This window comes from Algoriphagus winogradskyi (assembly GCF_900182815.1).
In the GTDB taxonomy this organism is placed as follows: domain Bacteria; phylum Bacteroidota; class Bacteroidia; order Cytophagales; family Cyclobacteriaceae; genus Algoriphagus; species Algoriphagus winogradskyi.
In genome coordinates this window covers 392,690-407,019 of sequence record NZ_FXUA01000003.1, presented here as the reverse complement: position 1 = coordinate 407,019, position 14,330 = coordinate 392,690, and the positions used below count along the sequence as shown (strand labels likewise).

The 14,330-nt window shown below is 39.5% G+C and carries 13 protein-coding genes; 6 read left to right on the top strand and 7 right to left on the bottom strand.

Going from position 1 to position 14,330, the window contains the following annotated elements; translation table 11 throughout:
* The 6 genes from QOL76_RS10190 to QOL76_RS10165 form a co-directional block, all read right to left on the bottom strand.
* On the bottom strand, positions 1–201 hold the full coding sequence (locus QOL76_RS10190; RefSeq protein ID WP_111322719.1) for a Sec-independent protein translocase subunit TatA/TatB: 201 nt from the start codon (positions 199–201) through the stop codon (positions 1–3).
* 111 nt (positions 202–312) lie between these two features.
* Positions 313–1,560 carry a murein hydrolase activator EnvC family protein gene (locus tag QOL76_RS10185; protein ID WP_283412853.1) on the bottom strand — a complete coding sequence of 416 codons (1,248 nt, stop codon included), beginning with the start codon at positions 1,558–1,560 and terminating at the stop codon, positions 313–315.
* A 5-nt stretch (positions 1,561–1,565) separates the two neighbouring features.
* The gene (gene lolB1 / locus QOL76_RS10180) at positions 1,566–2,306 is read right to left on the bottom strand and encodes a lipoprotein insertase outer membrane protein LolB1 (protein ID WP_283412852.1); all 741 of its coding nucleotides are present in this window, start codon (positions 2,304–2,306) and stop codon (positions 1,566–1,568) included.
* On the bottom strand, positions 2,299–4,026 hold the full coding sequence (locus QOL76_RS10175; RefSeq protein ID WP_283412851.1) for a tetratricopeptide repeat protein: 1,728 nt from the start codon (positions 4,024–4,026) through the stop codon (positions 2,299–2,301). Before QOL76_RS10175 ends, lolB1 begins: the two co-directional genes overlap by 8 nt.
* A gap of 160 nt (positions 4,027–4,186) precedes the next feature.
* Positions 4,187–5,692 (bottom strand): lipopolysaccharide biosynthesis protein, encoded by a 1,506-nt coding sequence (locus QOL76_RS10170; RefSeq protein WP_283412850.1) that lies wholly within the window; start codon positions 5,690–5,692, stop codon positions 4,187–4,189.
* A gap of 15 nt (positions 5,693–5,707) precedes the next feature.
* On the bottom strand, positions 5,708–6,493 hold the full coding sequence (locus QOL76_RS10165; RefSeq protein WP_283412849.1) for an enoyl-CoA hydratase/isomerase family protein: 786 nt from the start codon (positions 6,491–6,493) through the stop codon (positions 5,708–5,710).
* 212 nt (positions 6,494–6,705) lie between these two features.
* Here QOL76_RS10165 and QOL76_RS10160 point away from each other — a divergent pair, with 212 nt between their 5' ends.
* From QOL76_RS10160 to QOL76_RS10150, 3 genes are all read left to right on the top strand, one after another.
* Positions 6,706–8,157, top strand: coding sequence for an NADP-dependent isocitrate dehydrogenase (locus tag QOL76_RS10160; RefSeq protein ID WP_283412848.1), 1,452 nt, complete (start codon positions 6,706–6,708; stop codon positions 8,155–8,157).
* A 353-nt stretch (positions 8,158–8,510) separates the two neighbouring features.
* Positions 8,511–9,800, top strand: coding sequence for a glycosyltransferase family 4 protein (locus tag QOL76_RS10155; protein ID WP_283412847.1), 1,290 nt, complete (start codon positions 8,511–8,513; stop codon positions 9,798–9,800).
* Positions 9,781–10,875 (top strand): DegT/DnrJ/EryC1/StrS family aminotransferase, encoded by a 1,095-nt coding sequence (locus QOL76_RS10150; protein WP_283412846.1) that lies wholly within the window; start codon positions 9,781–9,783, stop codon positions 10,873–10,875. The genes QOL76_RS10155 and QOL76_RS10150 overlap by 20 nt, the downstream gene beginning before the upstream one ends.
* 53 nt (positions 10,876–10,928) lie before the next feature.
* Here the strand turns inward: QOL76_RS10150 and QOL76_RS10145 are convergent, their stop codons facing one another.
* Positions 10,929–11,219 carry a hypothetical protein gene (locus QOL76_RS10145; RefSeq protein ID WP_283412845.1) on the bottom strand — a complete coding sequence of 97 codons (291 nt, stop codon included), beginning with the start codon at positions 11,217–11,219 and terminating at the stop codon, positions 10,929–10,931.
* An 87-nt stretch (positions 11,220–11,306) separates the two neighbouring features.
* On the opposite strand from QOL76_RS10145, the gene QOL76_RS10140 reads away from it, so the two are divergent.
* The 3 genes from QOL76_RS10140 to QOL76_RS10130 all read left to right on the top strand — a co-directional run bounded on the left by QOL76_RS10140 (position 11,307) and on the right by QOL76_RS10130 (position 14,305).
* Positions 11,307–12,446 (top strand): DUF819 family protein, encoded by a 1,140-nt coding sequence (locus tag QOL76_RS10140; RefSeq protein WP_283412844.1) that lies wholly within the window; start codon positions 11,307–11,309, stop codon positions 12,444–12,446.
* Positions 12,447–12,565: 119 nt separating this feature from the next.
* Positions 12,566–13,198: an RNA polymerase sigma factor gene (locus QOL76_RS10135; protein WP_283412843.1), complete on the top strand. Its 633-nt coding sequence runs from the start codon at positions 12,566–12,568 to the stop codon at positions 13,196–13,198.
* Between the two features lie 87 nt (positions 13,199–13,285).
* On the top strand, positions 13,286–14,305 hold the full coding sequence (locus QOL76_RS10130) for a FecR family protein (protein ID WP_283412842.1): 1,020 nt from the start codon (positions 13,286–13,288) through the stop codon (positions 14,303–14,305).
* Positions 14,306–14,330 lie beyond the last annotated feature (25 nt).

Below are 14,330 nucleotides of genomic sequence, written 5' to 3'. Positions count from 1 at the left end.
TTACTTTTTCTTGTCGTCTTTCAGACCTTCCTCTAGGTCGTTCTGAATGTCCTTGGTAGCATCTTTAAATTCTCTGATACCACGTCCAAGGCCACGAGCCAATTCAGGTATTCTTTTAGCACCAAACAATAGAAGGACGACCAATACGATCAATACGATCGAGCCACCGCCCATGTTTTGAATGAAACCTAATGTAGTCATGATGGTGTGTGTTTAAGGGTAAATGTGGATACAAAGATATAATTGTGATCCGCTTACACAAAGTTCAGCGTCAAGCAATCTATCTTTTTTATGAATATACGCAATTAAGTTCTACTTGGATGTTAGCCATGTTGAAGGATTCATCACAGAGAGACCTTTCCAAGTTTGGAAATGTACTTCTGCTTCCCCGCCAGGACCTGTAGCAACTTGTCCAATTACGTCTTTTGCACTTACAGTCTGACCTGTTTTTACAGTAATGGTTTTCAACTTACTATACATGGTATAATACTCACCATGTTTTATGATCACTGTACCGCCAAAACCAGGCATAGTTGTGATTTTAGTTACTGTGCCATCAAATACAGCCCTTACATTAGAATTAGGCTGGGTGCGGATGTCTATCCCATCACTTTCCATGGTGATTCCTTTAAGAGTAGGGTGTGGATAGGTACCATATCCCTGCGATACAAAACCTGTTTCTACTGGCCAAGGAAGCCTGCCTTGATTCCCAGCAAATGATTTTGACAAAGCAGCGACCTCTGGGGTCATCGGCATGCTACTGCCAGTCGATTTGGTAGCAGTGCTATTTTCTTTTTTAGCGGCTGCTTCAGCGCGGCGTATCTCATCTTCGATCACCTGCTTGATCATTTTGTTTAGTTGATCCTGTTGTTTTTTAGTTGCAGTGATCTGTTTTTTAATGTCTTGCTCTTTTGAGGTAAGCGTGTTCACAAGGCCTTGCTGAGTACGCTTCATCTTGTCAAGTTCTGCTCGTTCTTTTTGCTCTTCTGCAAGCACTTTTTCTTTTTCAGCTTTTTTATTATCCAATAAGGCCCGCTGATCTATAAGTTCTAAGCTTAATTTTTCAATTTGAGCGGCCTGTTGTTTCCGGCTATCTGTGTATTGTTTCAAATACATCAATCTAGAATAGAGCTGATTGAAATTTGCTGAACTGAAAACAAAAGAAACGATAGAAAGTCCTCTATTGAGCTTTGAGGCATTATAAATCATTCTACCATATTCAGCTTTTAAATCTTTCAGCTGTACTTCCAGGCTCTCTATTTTGTCTTCCGTCTCACTTATCTCCTGGTTGATCAGCTTCACTTCTCGATCAAGGGTATTAACTAAACGAGTTTGGGTTTGAAACTGACGCGTTACTGCATTAAGCTCTCCTATGGAATTTTTCTTTGTTGCAGTAGTTTGCTTCAAGATTTTATCAAATTCCAATAGCCTAGCCTGTACTTCTGCTTTCTGCTTTTCTAATTCTTCCCGTGTTTTTTTCGTTTGGGCTGATAGATCTACAGCTGTAAAAAACATCAATCCAATCAGAATGCTAAATGGAATTAGAAAGTTGCGATACATGCAATTCAAAATTTGAAAGGAAAGCTAAGAGGTGCTGAGAAAGGATCAACAGAGGTCCATTCTACATTAATAATGGTGTTTTGTCCACCTTCTGGTAGTTGATAGGCTAGTTTGTAGAGAACTTCAAACGGAAAAGGTTTTGCGTCTATGTCCTGGAAAGTGGAATAGCTGGCAAGCAATGATCCACGATCATCGAGCGAATTACTAACTAACTCTGAGACTTTTCTGTAATTGACATCAACTTTGGAAAAGTACCTTACTTTATCTCGAACTTGAGTAAGCTCAAATGATTTACCTACTCGTACCAATCTGTCTTTGTAATCCACTTGATGAGGCGGATTCGCAAAAAGCACGTTTTGGAAAATATCCAAAGATAATTTCAAACCGTAAACTGCTTCAAATTCGGTGAAAGTTAAGTTGACGTCTTCCTTTCCAATTCTATCTTTAATCTGAATTTTATCCTGAGTGATCAGTCCTCTCACAGCTTCCATGCCCATTCCAGGAGAAATGATAAACCAGAGAACTGAATCCTTTTTTGAACGGAGGTTTAAACTTCCTCGAGTGATTTTCCCGGATTCTTCCTCTATCACTACTTTGGCTTTAGCACTCAGGTAGTCATATTCAGTATAAATAGGGGAGAAGTCTTCCATTTTTCCATCTGCCTGATAGACAATCGTTTTTTTGGAGCAGGAGAAAAGAAGGCCTAAGCCGATGACGAGCACAAATCCTGCAAAAAGTTTATTCATGGTATTTTCCTTCTTTAATTTTCTGTGAAAGTTTGTCAGAGGCCTCAGGACTTCCTTCGGCTTTTTTCCAATAACTCAAGGCTTCATTCTTTTTACCAAGATGAAATAAAATATCTCCGTAATGCTCAAGCATGACACCACTTGGCTGTGTTTCATGCATCAGCGCTAAGTCCATATATTTCTTAGCACCTTCGTAATCTTTCATCTGAAAAAGAACCCATGCATGTGTATCAAGGAAAGTGCCATTATCTGGAAATCTGCGAACAACTTTATCAGACATTGATTTTGCCTTCTCCAAATTCTTCTTTTCCAACGATAGGAAATAGGAATAATTATTTAAGACCTGCTCGTCATTTGGGTTGAGCTCCAGTGCTTTATCAAAATTTCGGAATGCCTCTTCTTTTTCTCCCAAGTTGTACAGAGAATTACCAAGAGAACCGAAGGCTACCTGATCTAGCTGAGGGTTTTTATTAGCGTTTAATTCGATTGCTTTGTTCAGTGACACGACAGCTTCTTCATCTTGCTTTTGAGCGGATTTTACTACACCATCATAAAACCAGAATTCTGGATTTTGCGGGAATTCATCTACAGCTAAAACCGTAAATTTTTCAAGTTCATCGAAGTCAGCATTTTCACCGAAAGACCCTAGAATCACTTGCTCCAGTAATTTGGAATTCTTCGGATTGATCAAAAGTGACTTTTTGAAATATTCTATCCCTTCTTCATTCTTTTGATCTAGCATCCGCCGCTGACCCAATGCAGCGTAGATTTCCGCATTTTCAAGCGTAGATTTAGCGATTAAAGTTTCCAAACTATCTAGGAGTTTCTCTCTTTCCTCAGTTTTAATTTCAGTGAGAATACTAGAAAATGCCTGGGATTTAACCTCTGGATCAAGATCGCTACTGGCAAAAGCAGAATACAGATAGTGGTTAGACTGTTCGATATCACCAATATCCTTTAGGAGCGTATGCGCTGCCATTTGTAATTCCGGTTGATTTGGATACTTCTTGATCTCTTCAAAAACTAAGTCTAATGCCTGATCTACCCGATTATTATTGTATAAAATCTCAATCAAATTCATGACATAGGCAGGGTTACCTGGTCGTGCCTCGACTAATTTTTCACCTTCTTCTATTGCTTTGCCAAGGTTGTTTTTGTTCAAATAGATCCGTTGCTTCTGAACCGTAATTGGCTCCATTACACCATAAAACTCTTCTGCTCGATCCAAAACTATAAGCGCTTTATCCAGCTCTTTTTCGTTGAGATAAATTGAAGCTAAGTCCAAATTGTATTGTTGATTGCTTTCTCCGTCAGCAGTTAATCGCTCTAAAATTTCTGCAGCTTTTAAGGGCTGCTTTAAATTGGTGTAGATCTCAGCAACCATTAAGGAGTAGTACTTATTTTCAGGTGCAAGTTCGGCGGCTCTACTTGCATAAGGCATAGCTTTTTCAGGTTGATTTGCCTTCACTAAGATCTCTGCGATTTTATAGTGAATAGCAGGTGCATCTGGTGAAAACTCCATTGCTTTCTGAAAGTAGAAAAAGGCTTTTTCCAGATCATTAAGCACTAGGTTTTTCTCACCTTCGATAAAATAACGTGTGCCTTGGGATTCATTCAATTGTGCCTTACGCTCTTTTTTGGAGAGCTTTTCTTGCGCAAAACTTGCTGAAGAGCCTAGTGCGACAAGTAGAAGTATGAGGATTGTTCTTTTGAAATTCACGGGAAATAGGGACTGCAGCTTAATTTCACAAACATAATGCCTTTTATGCAATTCGACTTTGTTTGTAAATATTAATGAAATGTGAGAAAGGTCTTTGTGACTTATCGGTTGGTTAACGCGCATGAACCCAAAAATGATCCCAGGATTATAAAAATTAATGTTAATGCTTTTTACTTTTTGGTAAATAAGCCATGATTTGTTCCTTCTCCATGAAAAAGATAAGTCCCATGTAGAGTAAGATCAGGCTGTTTTTCATTAAGAAATTCAGTGCTGGATTCCCAAAATCTAAGTAGAATCCAAGATAACTTATCGTAAAGGAGAGAATTAGGTAAAAAATACCTTTTCCCGTTTGATAGGGGATGGGATAATACTTTTGACCATATATGTAGCAAAGCAAACACATCACAAAATAACAGGAGATCGTGCTGAGCGCTCCGCCCATATAACCCCAAATAGGAACGAAAATGAATATTATGGCCATAGTGAGAATCGCTCCAACCAAAGTGATCCAAAAACTATATTTTGTCTGATCAGTGATCTTGAACCAAATCGAAAGATTGAAATAGATTCCAAGAAGTAAATACCCCATCAATAAGGTGGGTACTATAAAGAGTCCTTCAGCATAATCTGCACCTTTCAGGAAAAATGGTCCTATCCATTCGAGATTTACAGAAATAGCAATCATCAATACGGTGCAAAAAAGGATAAAAGCATGCATCACCTTTGAATAAAGCAACGGAGAATTTTTGTCCTGTGATTGCTTGAAAAAGAATGGTTCAGCAGCGTATTTAAATGCCTGAATTACCAAGTTCATTAAGATTGCAAGCTTGAAATTCGCTCCAAAAACTCCGCCTGCTTCTCGAGCTGAAAGTCCCGCGTAGAAATTTGGAGGAAGTACATATTCAAATAAAAATCTTGAAAATAGCTCATTCGTAACTCCTGCTAATCCCATAAATAGGAGTGGGATAGAATACCCCCACATAGGCTTGATGATGGATTGCTCCAGCTCGAATTTGAAGAAGCCAGCCTTCCACCATACAAATGGAATGATCAATCCATTCGCAAAGAGGTTTGAAAGAAGAATATATTCCACTCCCCAATCTGATCTATAGCCAAGAAATCCTTCTGGAATAATACCATTTGAAATCAGATACGGAAATCCTACGATTAGAAGGAGGTTGAAAAAGATATTCAATAGAATATTGAAGATTTTCGATCCGGCAAAAATCAGCGCTTTGTTTTCCAGACGTAGCTTTGCAAAAGGAATTGCGAGAATGGCGTCAAAAGAAAGTATTAATGCTGTCCATCTAAATAAATACTCCTGACCAGGGTAATCTAATAGTTCAGCTAACCAGGGTGCAAGCAAGTATAGACCTGATCCAAGTAATAAAGTACTGGAGATTAATAAGGACTGAGTGGAATTATAAACTTTGGTTGGATCAAGGTTTTTTCCAGTGGCAAATCTGAAAAATGTAGTCTCCATCCCATAGGTGAACACTATATTCATAAAACCTACCAGTGCATAGATGCTCGTGAACGACCCCATTGCCTCTTTTGTGAGGTATTCGGTGTACACGATGATCATTAAAAAATTAATTGATCGGCCGAGAATGCTGCTTAGGCCATAAACTGCGGTTTGTCCAGCTAGTTTTTTAAAATTACTCATCCAGTGTCAAGGAGCTTATTCTCCTTTGAAATGCGGCTGTCTTTTTTCGAGAAATGCGGACGTTCCTTCTTTGTAGTCTCCGGATTTTACACATCTGGCAAAGCTGTTTGCCTCTGTTTGAAAACCATTTTCATCCGGTACATAAGCAGAATTGACGCAATCGATAATCATACCAATGGCAAGAGGTGCTTTGCTAAGTATTTTGGCTATGATTTCTTCAGCTTTTGCCAGTGCTTCTTCTTTGGTAGGAAGTATGTGATTGACTAGTCCTAAAGCTTTGGCTTCTTCGGCTCCAATCATGTCCCCAGTCATCATGAGTTCGTTGGCTTTTCCTCTTCCAATTAAAATGGTGAGACGCTGCGTACCACCATAACCTGGGATAATTCCAAGATTAACTTCCGGTTGACCGAATTTCGCATTTGCCGTGGCAATTCTCATGTGACAAGCCATAGCTAATTCGCATCCTCCACCTAGGGTATACCCATTGGTTACTGCGATTACAGGCTTGTGACAGTTCTCAATCATACTGAATATTTCTTGTCCATTTTCAGCGAATTTTCTGGCATTTACTTCATTTAGCGAAGCGATTTCGCTGATGTCAGCTCCAGCTACAAACGCTTTTTCGCCTGAGCCGGTGATGATCACTGCTTTGATTTCTTTGGTATCAGATACCTCTTCAAAAATCGACCTTAACTCCTCTAAAGTTTCAAAATTCAGCGCGTTCATTTTGTCTTCTCTGTTGATGGTCAAGTGGAGTACTCCGTTCTTTACATCAGTAAGGATATTTTTGAAATCAGCCATAGTTTATCATTGAGTATAAAACAAATATACAAGCAGGGTAGTCATTCCCAAACTGGGGCATGGGAAAATGCTTAACCTAAGGTAAAGGATTATTACCCCTTTTGTAATTAAAGCCGAGATAATGTGGATTTTGTCCTAGGTCAAAAACCTGCTTCCACATTTTTATTTACTTTTGTTCAAAATCAAATTTTAACTAAATCCACTATATTAATATGTCTTCCAAAAGAAAAATTACAGTTGCCTATGGTGATGGGATAGGTCCCGAAATCATGAAGGCTACACTGGCGATCCTCGAAGCTGCTGGAGCTCAACTTGAATACGATGTTATAGAAATTGGAGAACAGGTTTATCTAAAAGGCATCAGTTCCGGAATGGAACCGAATGCATTCGAATCGCTTAGAGAAACGAAAATTTTCTTGAAGGCACCCATTACCACTCCTCAGGGAGGTGGTTTTAAGTCGCTAAATGTAACCACTAGAACTTCTTTTGGTCTCTATGCGAACGTGAGACCATGTAAAGCTTTTTCCCCATTCATCAAGACACATTTCCCAAAGACAGACTTGGTGATTATTCGTGAAAACGAAGAGGATTTGTATGCAGGAATTGAGCACAGACAGACTCAGGAAGTTTTTCAGTCTTTGAAGCTGATCTCCAAGCCTGGTTCGGAGAAAATTATCCGTTATGCTTTTGAATACGCTAAGAAATACGGTCGCAAAAAAGTGACTTGTATGACGAAAGACAACATCATGAAACTGGCTGATGGTCTTTTCCATAAGACTTTCGATGAGATCGCTAAGGAGTATCCTGATATTCAAAATGATCACAAGATCATCGATATCGGAACAGCCTTGATCGCAGATAGACCTGAGACTTTTGATGTAATCGTTACACTTAACCTTTATGGAGATATTATTTCTGACGTAGCTGCACAGGTGACTGGTTCTGTAGGGCTTGGCGGCTCTGCCAATGTGGGCGAAGAAGTAGCAATGTTTGAAGCTATTCACGGTTCTGCTCCTGATATCACAGGAATGGGAATTGCAAACCCATCAGGCTTGCTAAATGGAGCAATTATGATGTTGGTTCACATCGGTCAGCCAGAGATAGCGGAGAAAATCTCTAATGCTTGGATGAAGACATTGGAAGACGGAATCCATACAGGAGATATTTACCAAGAAGGTCTTTCTACTAAGAAAGTTGGTACTGAGGAGTTTGCAAATGCAGTAATTGAGAGATTAGGACAACTACCGTCTTCTATGGTTCCTGCTGAATTCGATAAGGATACTACCCCGATGAATGTATTTGTTTCACCTGTAGTGAAAGCCAAGAAGGAATTGATTGGTGTGGATGTATTCGTGGATTGGGATGAAGCTGGAAGAGATCCTCAAGTGTTAGGAGAGAAGCTACGTGCTGCCAATGCGGATGGCTTGCAACTGACTTTGATTACGAATAGAGGTATCAAAGTATTCCCAGGTGGGATGAAAGAATCCTTTTGCACAGACCATTGGAGATGTAGATTCCAGACTCCTGAGCAGTCCAGCATTTCTCATGCTCAAATCCGCGAATTACTGAAGCAAGTTGAAGAACTTGGGTTTGACTTTATCAAAACTGAGAATTTATATTCTTTTGACGGCGTAAGAGGTTATTCTCTTGCACAGGGAGAGTAGTAGAATTTGAGATTTGGAATTTAAAATTTCAGATGGAAAGGGAGTGGGGTGACCTGCTCCCTTTTTTTAACCACCGAGGTCGCAGCGAGTAACTCAGAGGAACAGCCTATTAAGACTAAGTTTTGTTCAAGTCTCAAAAGGTGGACTCACAAAAATGAAGTCTTTACTCTTCTAAAAGTGGTGTAGTCAGAGGCTATTTAAAGATTAGGATTTACTAGACTCTAGTCGAGAGACTTTATACAATGAATTACTGAAAACTGTGACTGAGACTTAATATTGCGACTTATTCTTTTCATCATTGTTGATTTTATGGCCAGCTACTTGGTACTTTAGACTTAGGACATAGTACAATTATGAAAAAACGAGTTCTAATCATCACCTATTATTGGCCACCAAGTGGAGGTTCTGGCGTGCAGCGTTGGCTGAAATTCGCTAAATACCTGCCTGAAGCAGGCTGGGAACCTGTGATTTTTACACCTGAAAATCCCGACTTTGACCTGAAAGATGTAAGTCTGGAAAAGGAAATCTCCAAAGATCTGGAGGTAATGAAATTCCCGATTTGGGAACCCTATCAACTTTTGGATAAAATTCGCGGCAAAAAAGAATCACATCCAGGAAGAGTGCTGGAGCAAAAAGAACATGGTTTCATAGAAAAAGCCGCCATCTGGCTTCGTGCTAATTTGATGGTCCCTGATCCTCGGGTTTTCTGGGTGAAGCCTTCGGTAAAATTCTTAACTGAATTGATTGAGAAGGGTCAGTTTCAGGCAATAATTACGACAGGTCCACCGCATTCTATGCATTTGATCGGAAGGGATTTGAAGCGAAAAACAGGAGTTTTCTGGTTGGCTGATTTTAGGGACCCCTGGTCTCAATGGGAGTTTTTGGACAAGCTTCCTATGCAGAACCTTGTGAGAGACAAACACAAGAAGCTGGAGCAGGAGGTATTGAGCGAGGCGGATGTGGTGACCACTATTTCTCCGACCTTTCAGGAGGATTTGAAGCAGCTTTCCACTCGAAAAATTGATTTGCTTACCAATGGTTTTGATCCAGCCGATATGCCAGATGGATTTGCTATAGGAGAGAAAAAAGCTGGAAGTTTACATCTTGTTTATACCGGGATTATTGATTCTATCAGGAATCCTATGCCTTTACTCAAAGCAATGAAGGAAGAGTTTTTGAAAGAAATGGGAGCAGTGAAATTTACTTTTGTGGGGAGGGTGAGCGACCAGGTTCGTAGGGAAATTGCAGCGGATTCCTGGCTTTCTGCGCATGTACATTTTGCTGGCTATGTATCTCATCAAGAGGTTTTTGAATTTTATGCTAAAGCTGATGCGTTGGCTTTGATCCTCACGAATACCAAAAATGCAAAAGGAAATATTCCTGGAAAACTCTTTGAATACATGGCTACGACTTTGCCGGTACTCGCTTTAGGTGATCCTGCTGGAGATTCAGCGAAGATCTTGAAAGAATCTGAAGCGGGGGAGGTTTTTTCGCATTCGGATCATGTTGCTATTCAAGTGAGCTTGAGGAAATTGTATGAGCGCAGCGGGAAACCTGAAGCAGCGACAGCGATTGATCAGTATTCTCGACGAAATTTAAGTATTCAATTAGCCAACTTATTGGATGAAGATCCCCTTTCTTGATCTCAAAAAAATGGACGGAGAGCTGAAAAATGCTTTGAAATCCAAATTTGAAGCAATGCTGGAGAAAGGGATTTTCTCCGGAGGAGAGGAAGTACAGGCTTTCGAATCTAACATTACAAATTACCTCCATTCTCCATTTTCTATCTCATGTGCCAATGGCACAGATGCTTTGGAACTTGCTTTGCGAGCATTAGAAATTGGTGCAGGAGATGAGGTGATCATTCCGGCAATAACTTGGGTTTCTACAGCGGAAGTTGTAGTAATGGTTGGGGCAACTCCAATTTTTTGGGATACAGATGAAAATGGACTTTTGGCTGCAGATTGGGAAGAGGCTATTTCGCCTAAAACCAAAGCGGTGATCCCGGTTCACTTGTATGGAAAGATGGTGGATATGGAAAAGTTGATGAAGAAGGCGAGATATCACAAGCTTTTGGTCATTGAAGATGGCGCTCAGTCCTTTGGTTCTTTTCAACATGGTAAAGCAGCGGGGACTTTTGGTGATGTCGGATGCCTGAGTTTTTATCCTACTAAAAACCTTGGGGCTTTGGGAGAGGCGGGGATGTGCTTATGCAAAGATCAACAAGTGAATGAGCGGTTAAAATTATTATTGAATCATGGGCAGGTGGTTCGTGATAATCATGAAATTGTAGGGAAAAACAGTCGTATTGATTCTATTCAAGCTGGGTTTTTAAATGTGTTTTTTGATCAGTTTCCGTCAAATCAAGCAATCAGAAAAAAGTATGCGAAAATGTATATTGACGGTTTGTCAGTAATCGATGAAATGAAACTTCCATTAGATATTTTGGACGAAGATCATAATGCACATCTTTTAGTGATTCAGACAGATCGAAGAGATGAATTGAAAAATTTCCTTTTACAAAGTGGGATTGGTACGGCAATCCATTATCCGCATATTTTACCGGATATGAAGCCTTTTCGAAGCAAAGGAGAATTTAAAAATTCTCGTAATCTTAGTCAAAGAGGACTTTCCCTACCTCTAAATCCTTGGATGAAGGAAGAGGAAATTGAGTTTGTGATAGCTAAAATCAAGAAGTTTTTCCTGACTGGAGATTAATAACCTACAAGGAAAATGGTCAAGGTTGCAATTTCCATGACCCTTGTTTTTGACTATTGATTAGTGAGTTGTTTTACCAACGCATTCCACCGCCATACATTCTTACATTGATACGCGTCGAAACCCATTTTGAGAGTTGAAAGGGATTGGAAGGCATAAAGTTGGTCAATTTTTAAAAATAGTATGTAGATCCGCTTTAGTGCCTGTATGGAGTTAGCTAAAAAGGATATGATAAACTTGAGAATTGAGGCCGCTTCAGCCTGTCCCGCCACTGTGGGAGTCTTCGGTCTTCCTACTAGATAAGCAAAGAATCTAAGGAGACTGGCATCTTTGCGGATAATCATGAAAAATATAATAGCCGAGAGATATTGCAGCTAGTAATTCAAGAAGCTTTGATAAAGCGATAAGTTAATTTTTACCTAATTTCCCCAATGACTTGGATTCATGACCCTATGTATGTCAGTGGCATGCTATGTATAATTGTGTTACTGTCAGTTTGGCTAGCAAAATTCAAAGGATGGAAGACACTGGGAACTCCTATTTTGGTGATCTTATTTGCTGCTTTGGCAGCTAATGTTGGTATCATTCCAACTGCTGCAACTGGAAATCCTGTTTATAATGGTGTTTTTATATACTTGGCCCCCATGGGGATTTTTATCGCATTGTTGGAAGTTGACCTTAAAAGCCTTAGAAAAGCAGGTGCTACGATGTTGCTAATGTTCAGTTTGGGGGGGCTAGGAACCATCATTGGAGTGCTCGTTGCTTGGTTTTTAGTAAGACCGGCTGAGGCAATTGGACCAATGGCGAATGCTGTGGCGGGAATGTTTACAGGTACCTACATCGGTGGAAGTATTAATTTCAATGCCATAGCACTTAGCTATCATGTAAATGAAAATCCGGATTTGTATGCAGCTACCACTGTAGTGGATAGCCTGATTGGAACAGTTTGGATTATTGCTACACTAATTTTACCCAAATATTTGCAATCCTTTTTTCCCAGAAAAAAACTCTCACCTACAACAGGTGAAACTCAAAAGATCAAGCAAGCAGAGTCTATTAGCATTGCGGGCTTAGCGTCAGTGCTGGGGATTGCATTTTTAGCTATGGCAGTATCAAAGCTTGTGAGTCAGTTTTTTCCTGAAATGCCGGAGATCATTACCTTGACTAGTATAGCTTTGATGTTGGCACAAATACCCTTTGTGAAAAGACTATCCGGGACGCATACCCTCGGTTTTTTTCTCATTTTACTTTTTCTAGCTGCTATCGGGACCCTGTGTGACTTGAGTACACTTTATGGGCTAGGCGACTTGGCCGGCACTCTCTTTCTATTTGTCGGTTTACTTGTACTGGTTCACGGGGCAGTGATCTTTGGAATCGGTGCGCTTTTCAAAGTAGATTGGGATGTGATTGCCGTAGCTTCTCAAGCAAATGTTGGAGGTAATACTACCGCACTTGCTTCAGCAGAGAGTCTCAATCGTCCGGACTTATTAATTCCTGGTGTTTTGGTAGGAAGCCTTGGTAATGCTTTAGGTACCTATGCTGGTTTTTTTATAGCTGGGGTACTTATGTGATTGTAAAATGGCTATTAGTTGGTTTTTTAATCATTTTTCAATACAAAAAGTAAGTTTTTGATATATGATAAAAAACTTATTACCTTGATTCGGAGTTTTACAGAAATAAAATTTCGAATATGAGTAGTCCGGTTAACTTATTTATTTCCAGAAGCCCAAAAACCGACCGAAAAACTCAATCTGACGATAGAGCCTTGTGGCAAAGTGTCAGAAAGGGCAATGACCTCGCTTTTTCTAATCTCTATCAGAGGTTTTCCAACTTGCTTTTTAATTACGGCATGCATTTTTGCTATAACCGTGAGCTGGTTAAAGACTGTGTCCAGGAGCTTTTTACAAACATCTGGAATAGGCGCGAAGGCCTTTCTGAGGTTGACTCTGTTAAATATTACCTTTTTAAATCATTTCGAAATTTACTCATACAGCACATTACACGCGATCGAAAACTTTATTCAGACATGAATGAAGATTGCCAATTAAGTGAATGTGAATCATCCGTCGAAGAAGAGTTGATTTCCCAAGATTATTTGAAGGATAATAAAAGCAAGGTTACTACTGCATTAACTAAAATCTCAAAAAGGCAGCGAGAAATCATTGTTCTCAAATATTTCAATGACCTCAGTTATGCTGAAATATCCAGTATAATGTCTATCACGCCTGCTTCTGCCCATAATCTACTTTCAAAGGCCTTGCAATGCTTGAGAGTTGTGCTCAAAGCACTATTATTTGGCTCATACTTAAACTACCTAGCATAGTTTTTTTTTGTTTTTGAATTTTTAAAAAAAATATGATGAGGTTTTATCACTTCTACACTCTTATAGGTATCAACCAAAAGAGACATAGTGAATCATCAGCTTTCAGATTACTCCAATTTTTCAGTAAATGACTTTGTCATAGACCCATTTTTTAAGGAATGGGTGCTTTATTCTGACCCTATACACGATGAGTTTTGGATGGATTGGAAGGATTCCAATCCATCCAAAACAGAGTTGATTGAGGAAGCGAGAAGGTTGGTTTTGAGTTTGGAGCATTCAAAGATTGAGATGAATCCAAGTGAAATGGTATTGGTGTGGGGCGCCATTCAAAGCGAGGTCAAACAGCCCCCAAAGTTTTCTAAGCCAACTCCAGACAGGAGGTTTTTCTGGTCTTTTGCCTATGCTGTTGCATCTTTTGCATTGGTCTTTCTAGCTTGGTATTGGTATGATTTGCCACAAGAAATCGAATACCAAACAGCATTTGGAGAGACGAAAGAATTCATACTTCCAGATAGTTCCAAGGTGATTTTGAATTCAAATTCCAAACTGACATTTAAAGACAATTGGGAAGGTCAGATGTCTAGAGATGTATGGATCGAGGGTGAGGCATTTTTTAACGTAGTCCACAAAAAAAATCATCAGCCTTTTAAAGTTCTTAGTTCCCAAAACGTGGCTATAGAAGTCTTAGGGACAGAATTTAATGTATATAACCGATCTCAAGAGACGGAGGTAGTATTGACCTCAGGAGCTGTAACGCTAAGTTTCCCTGTTAAGGATAAGGAAGGGAAAATCTTGATGAATCCGGGTGATTTGGTAGAGTTTAAACAGAGTAAGTTTCAACGTAAAAAAGTGAATACATCGCTCTATACCTCCTGGAAAGATAAGGTTCTAAACTTGGATGAAACCAGTTTAGGTGAAATCATCACCATGGCAAAAAATAACTATGGAATTGAGATTGAATTTGAAGATGAGGAAATACTGAAGCAAACAGCATCTGGCTCAATGCCACTAGGTAATGCTGCCAATTTCATGGATCAAATTTCCAGAATCTTCAATATTGAAATAGTAAACGAGAAAAATAAGTACCTGATTAAAAACCCAAAATGAAGTATTCCCCAAATAACCTGAAACC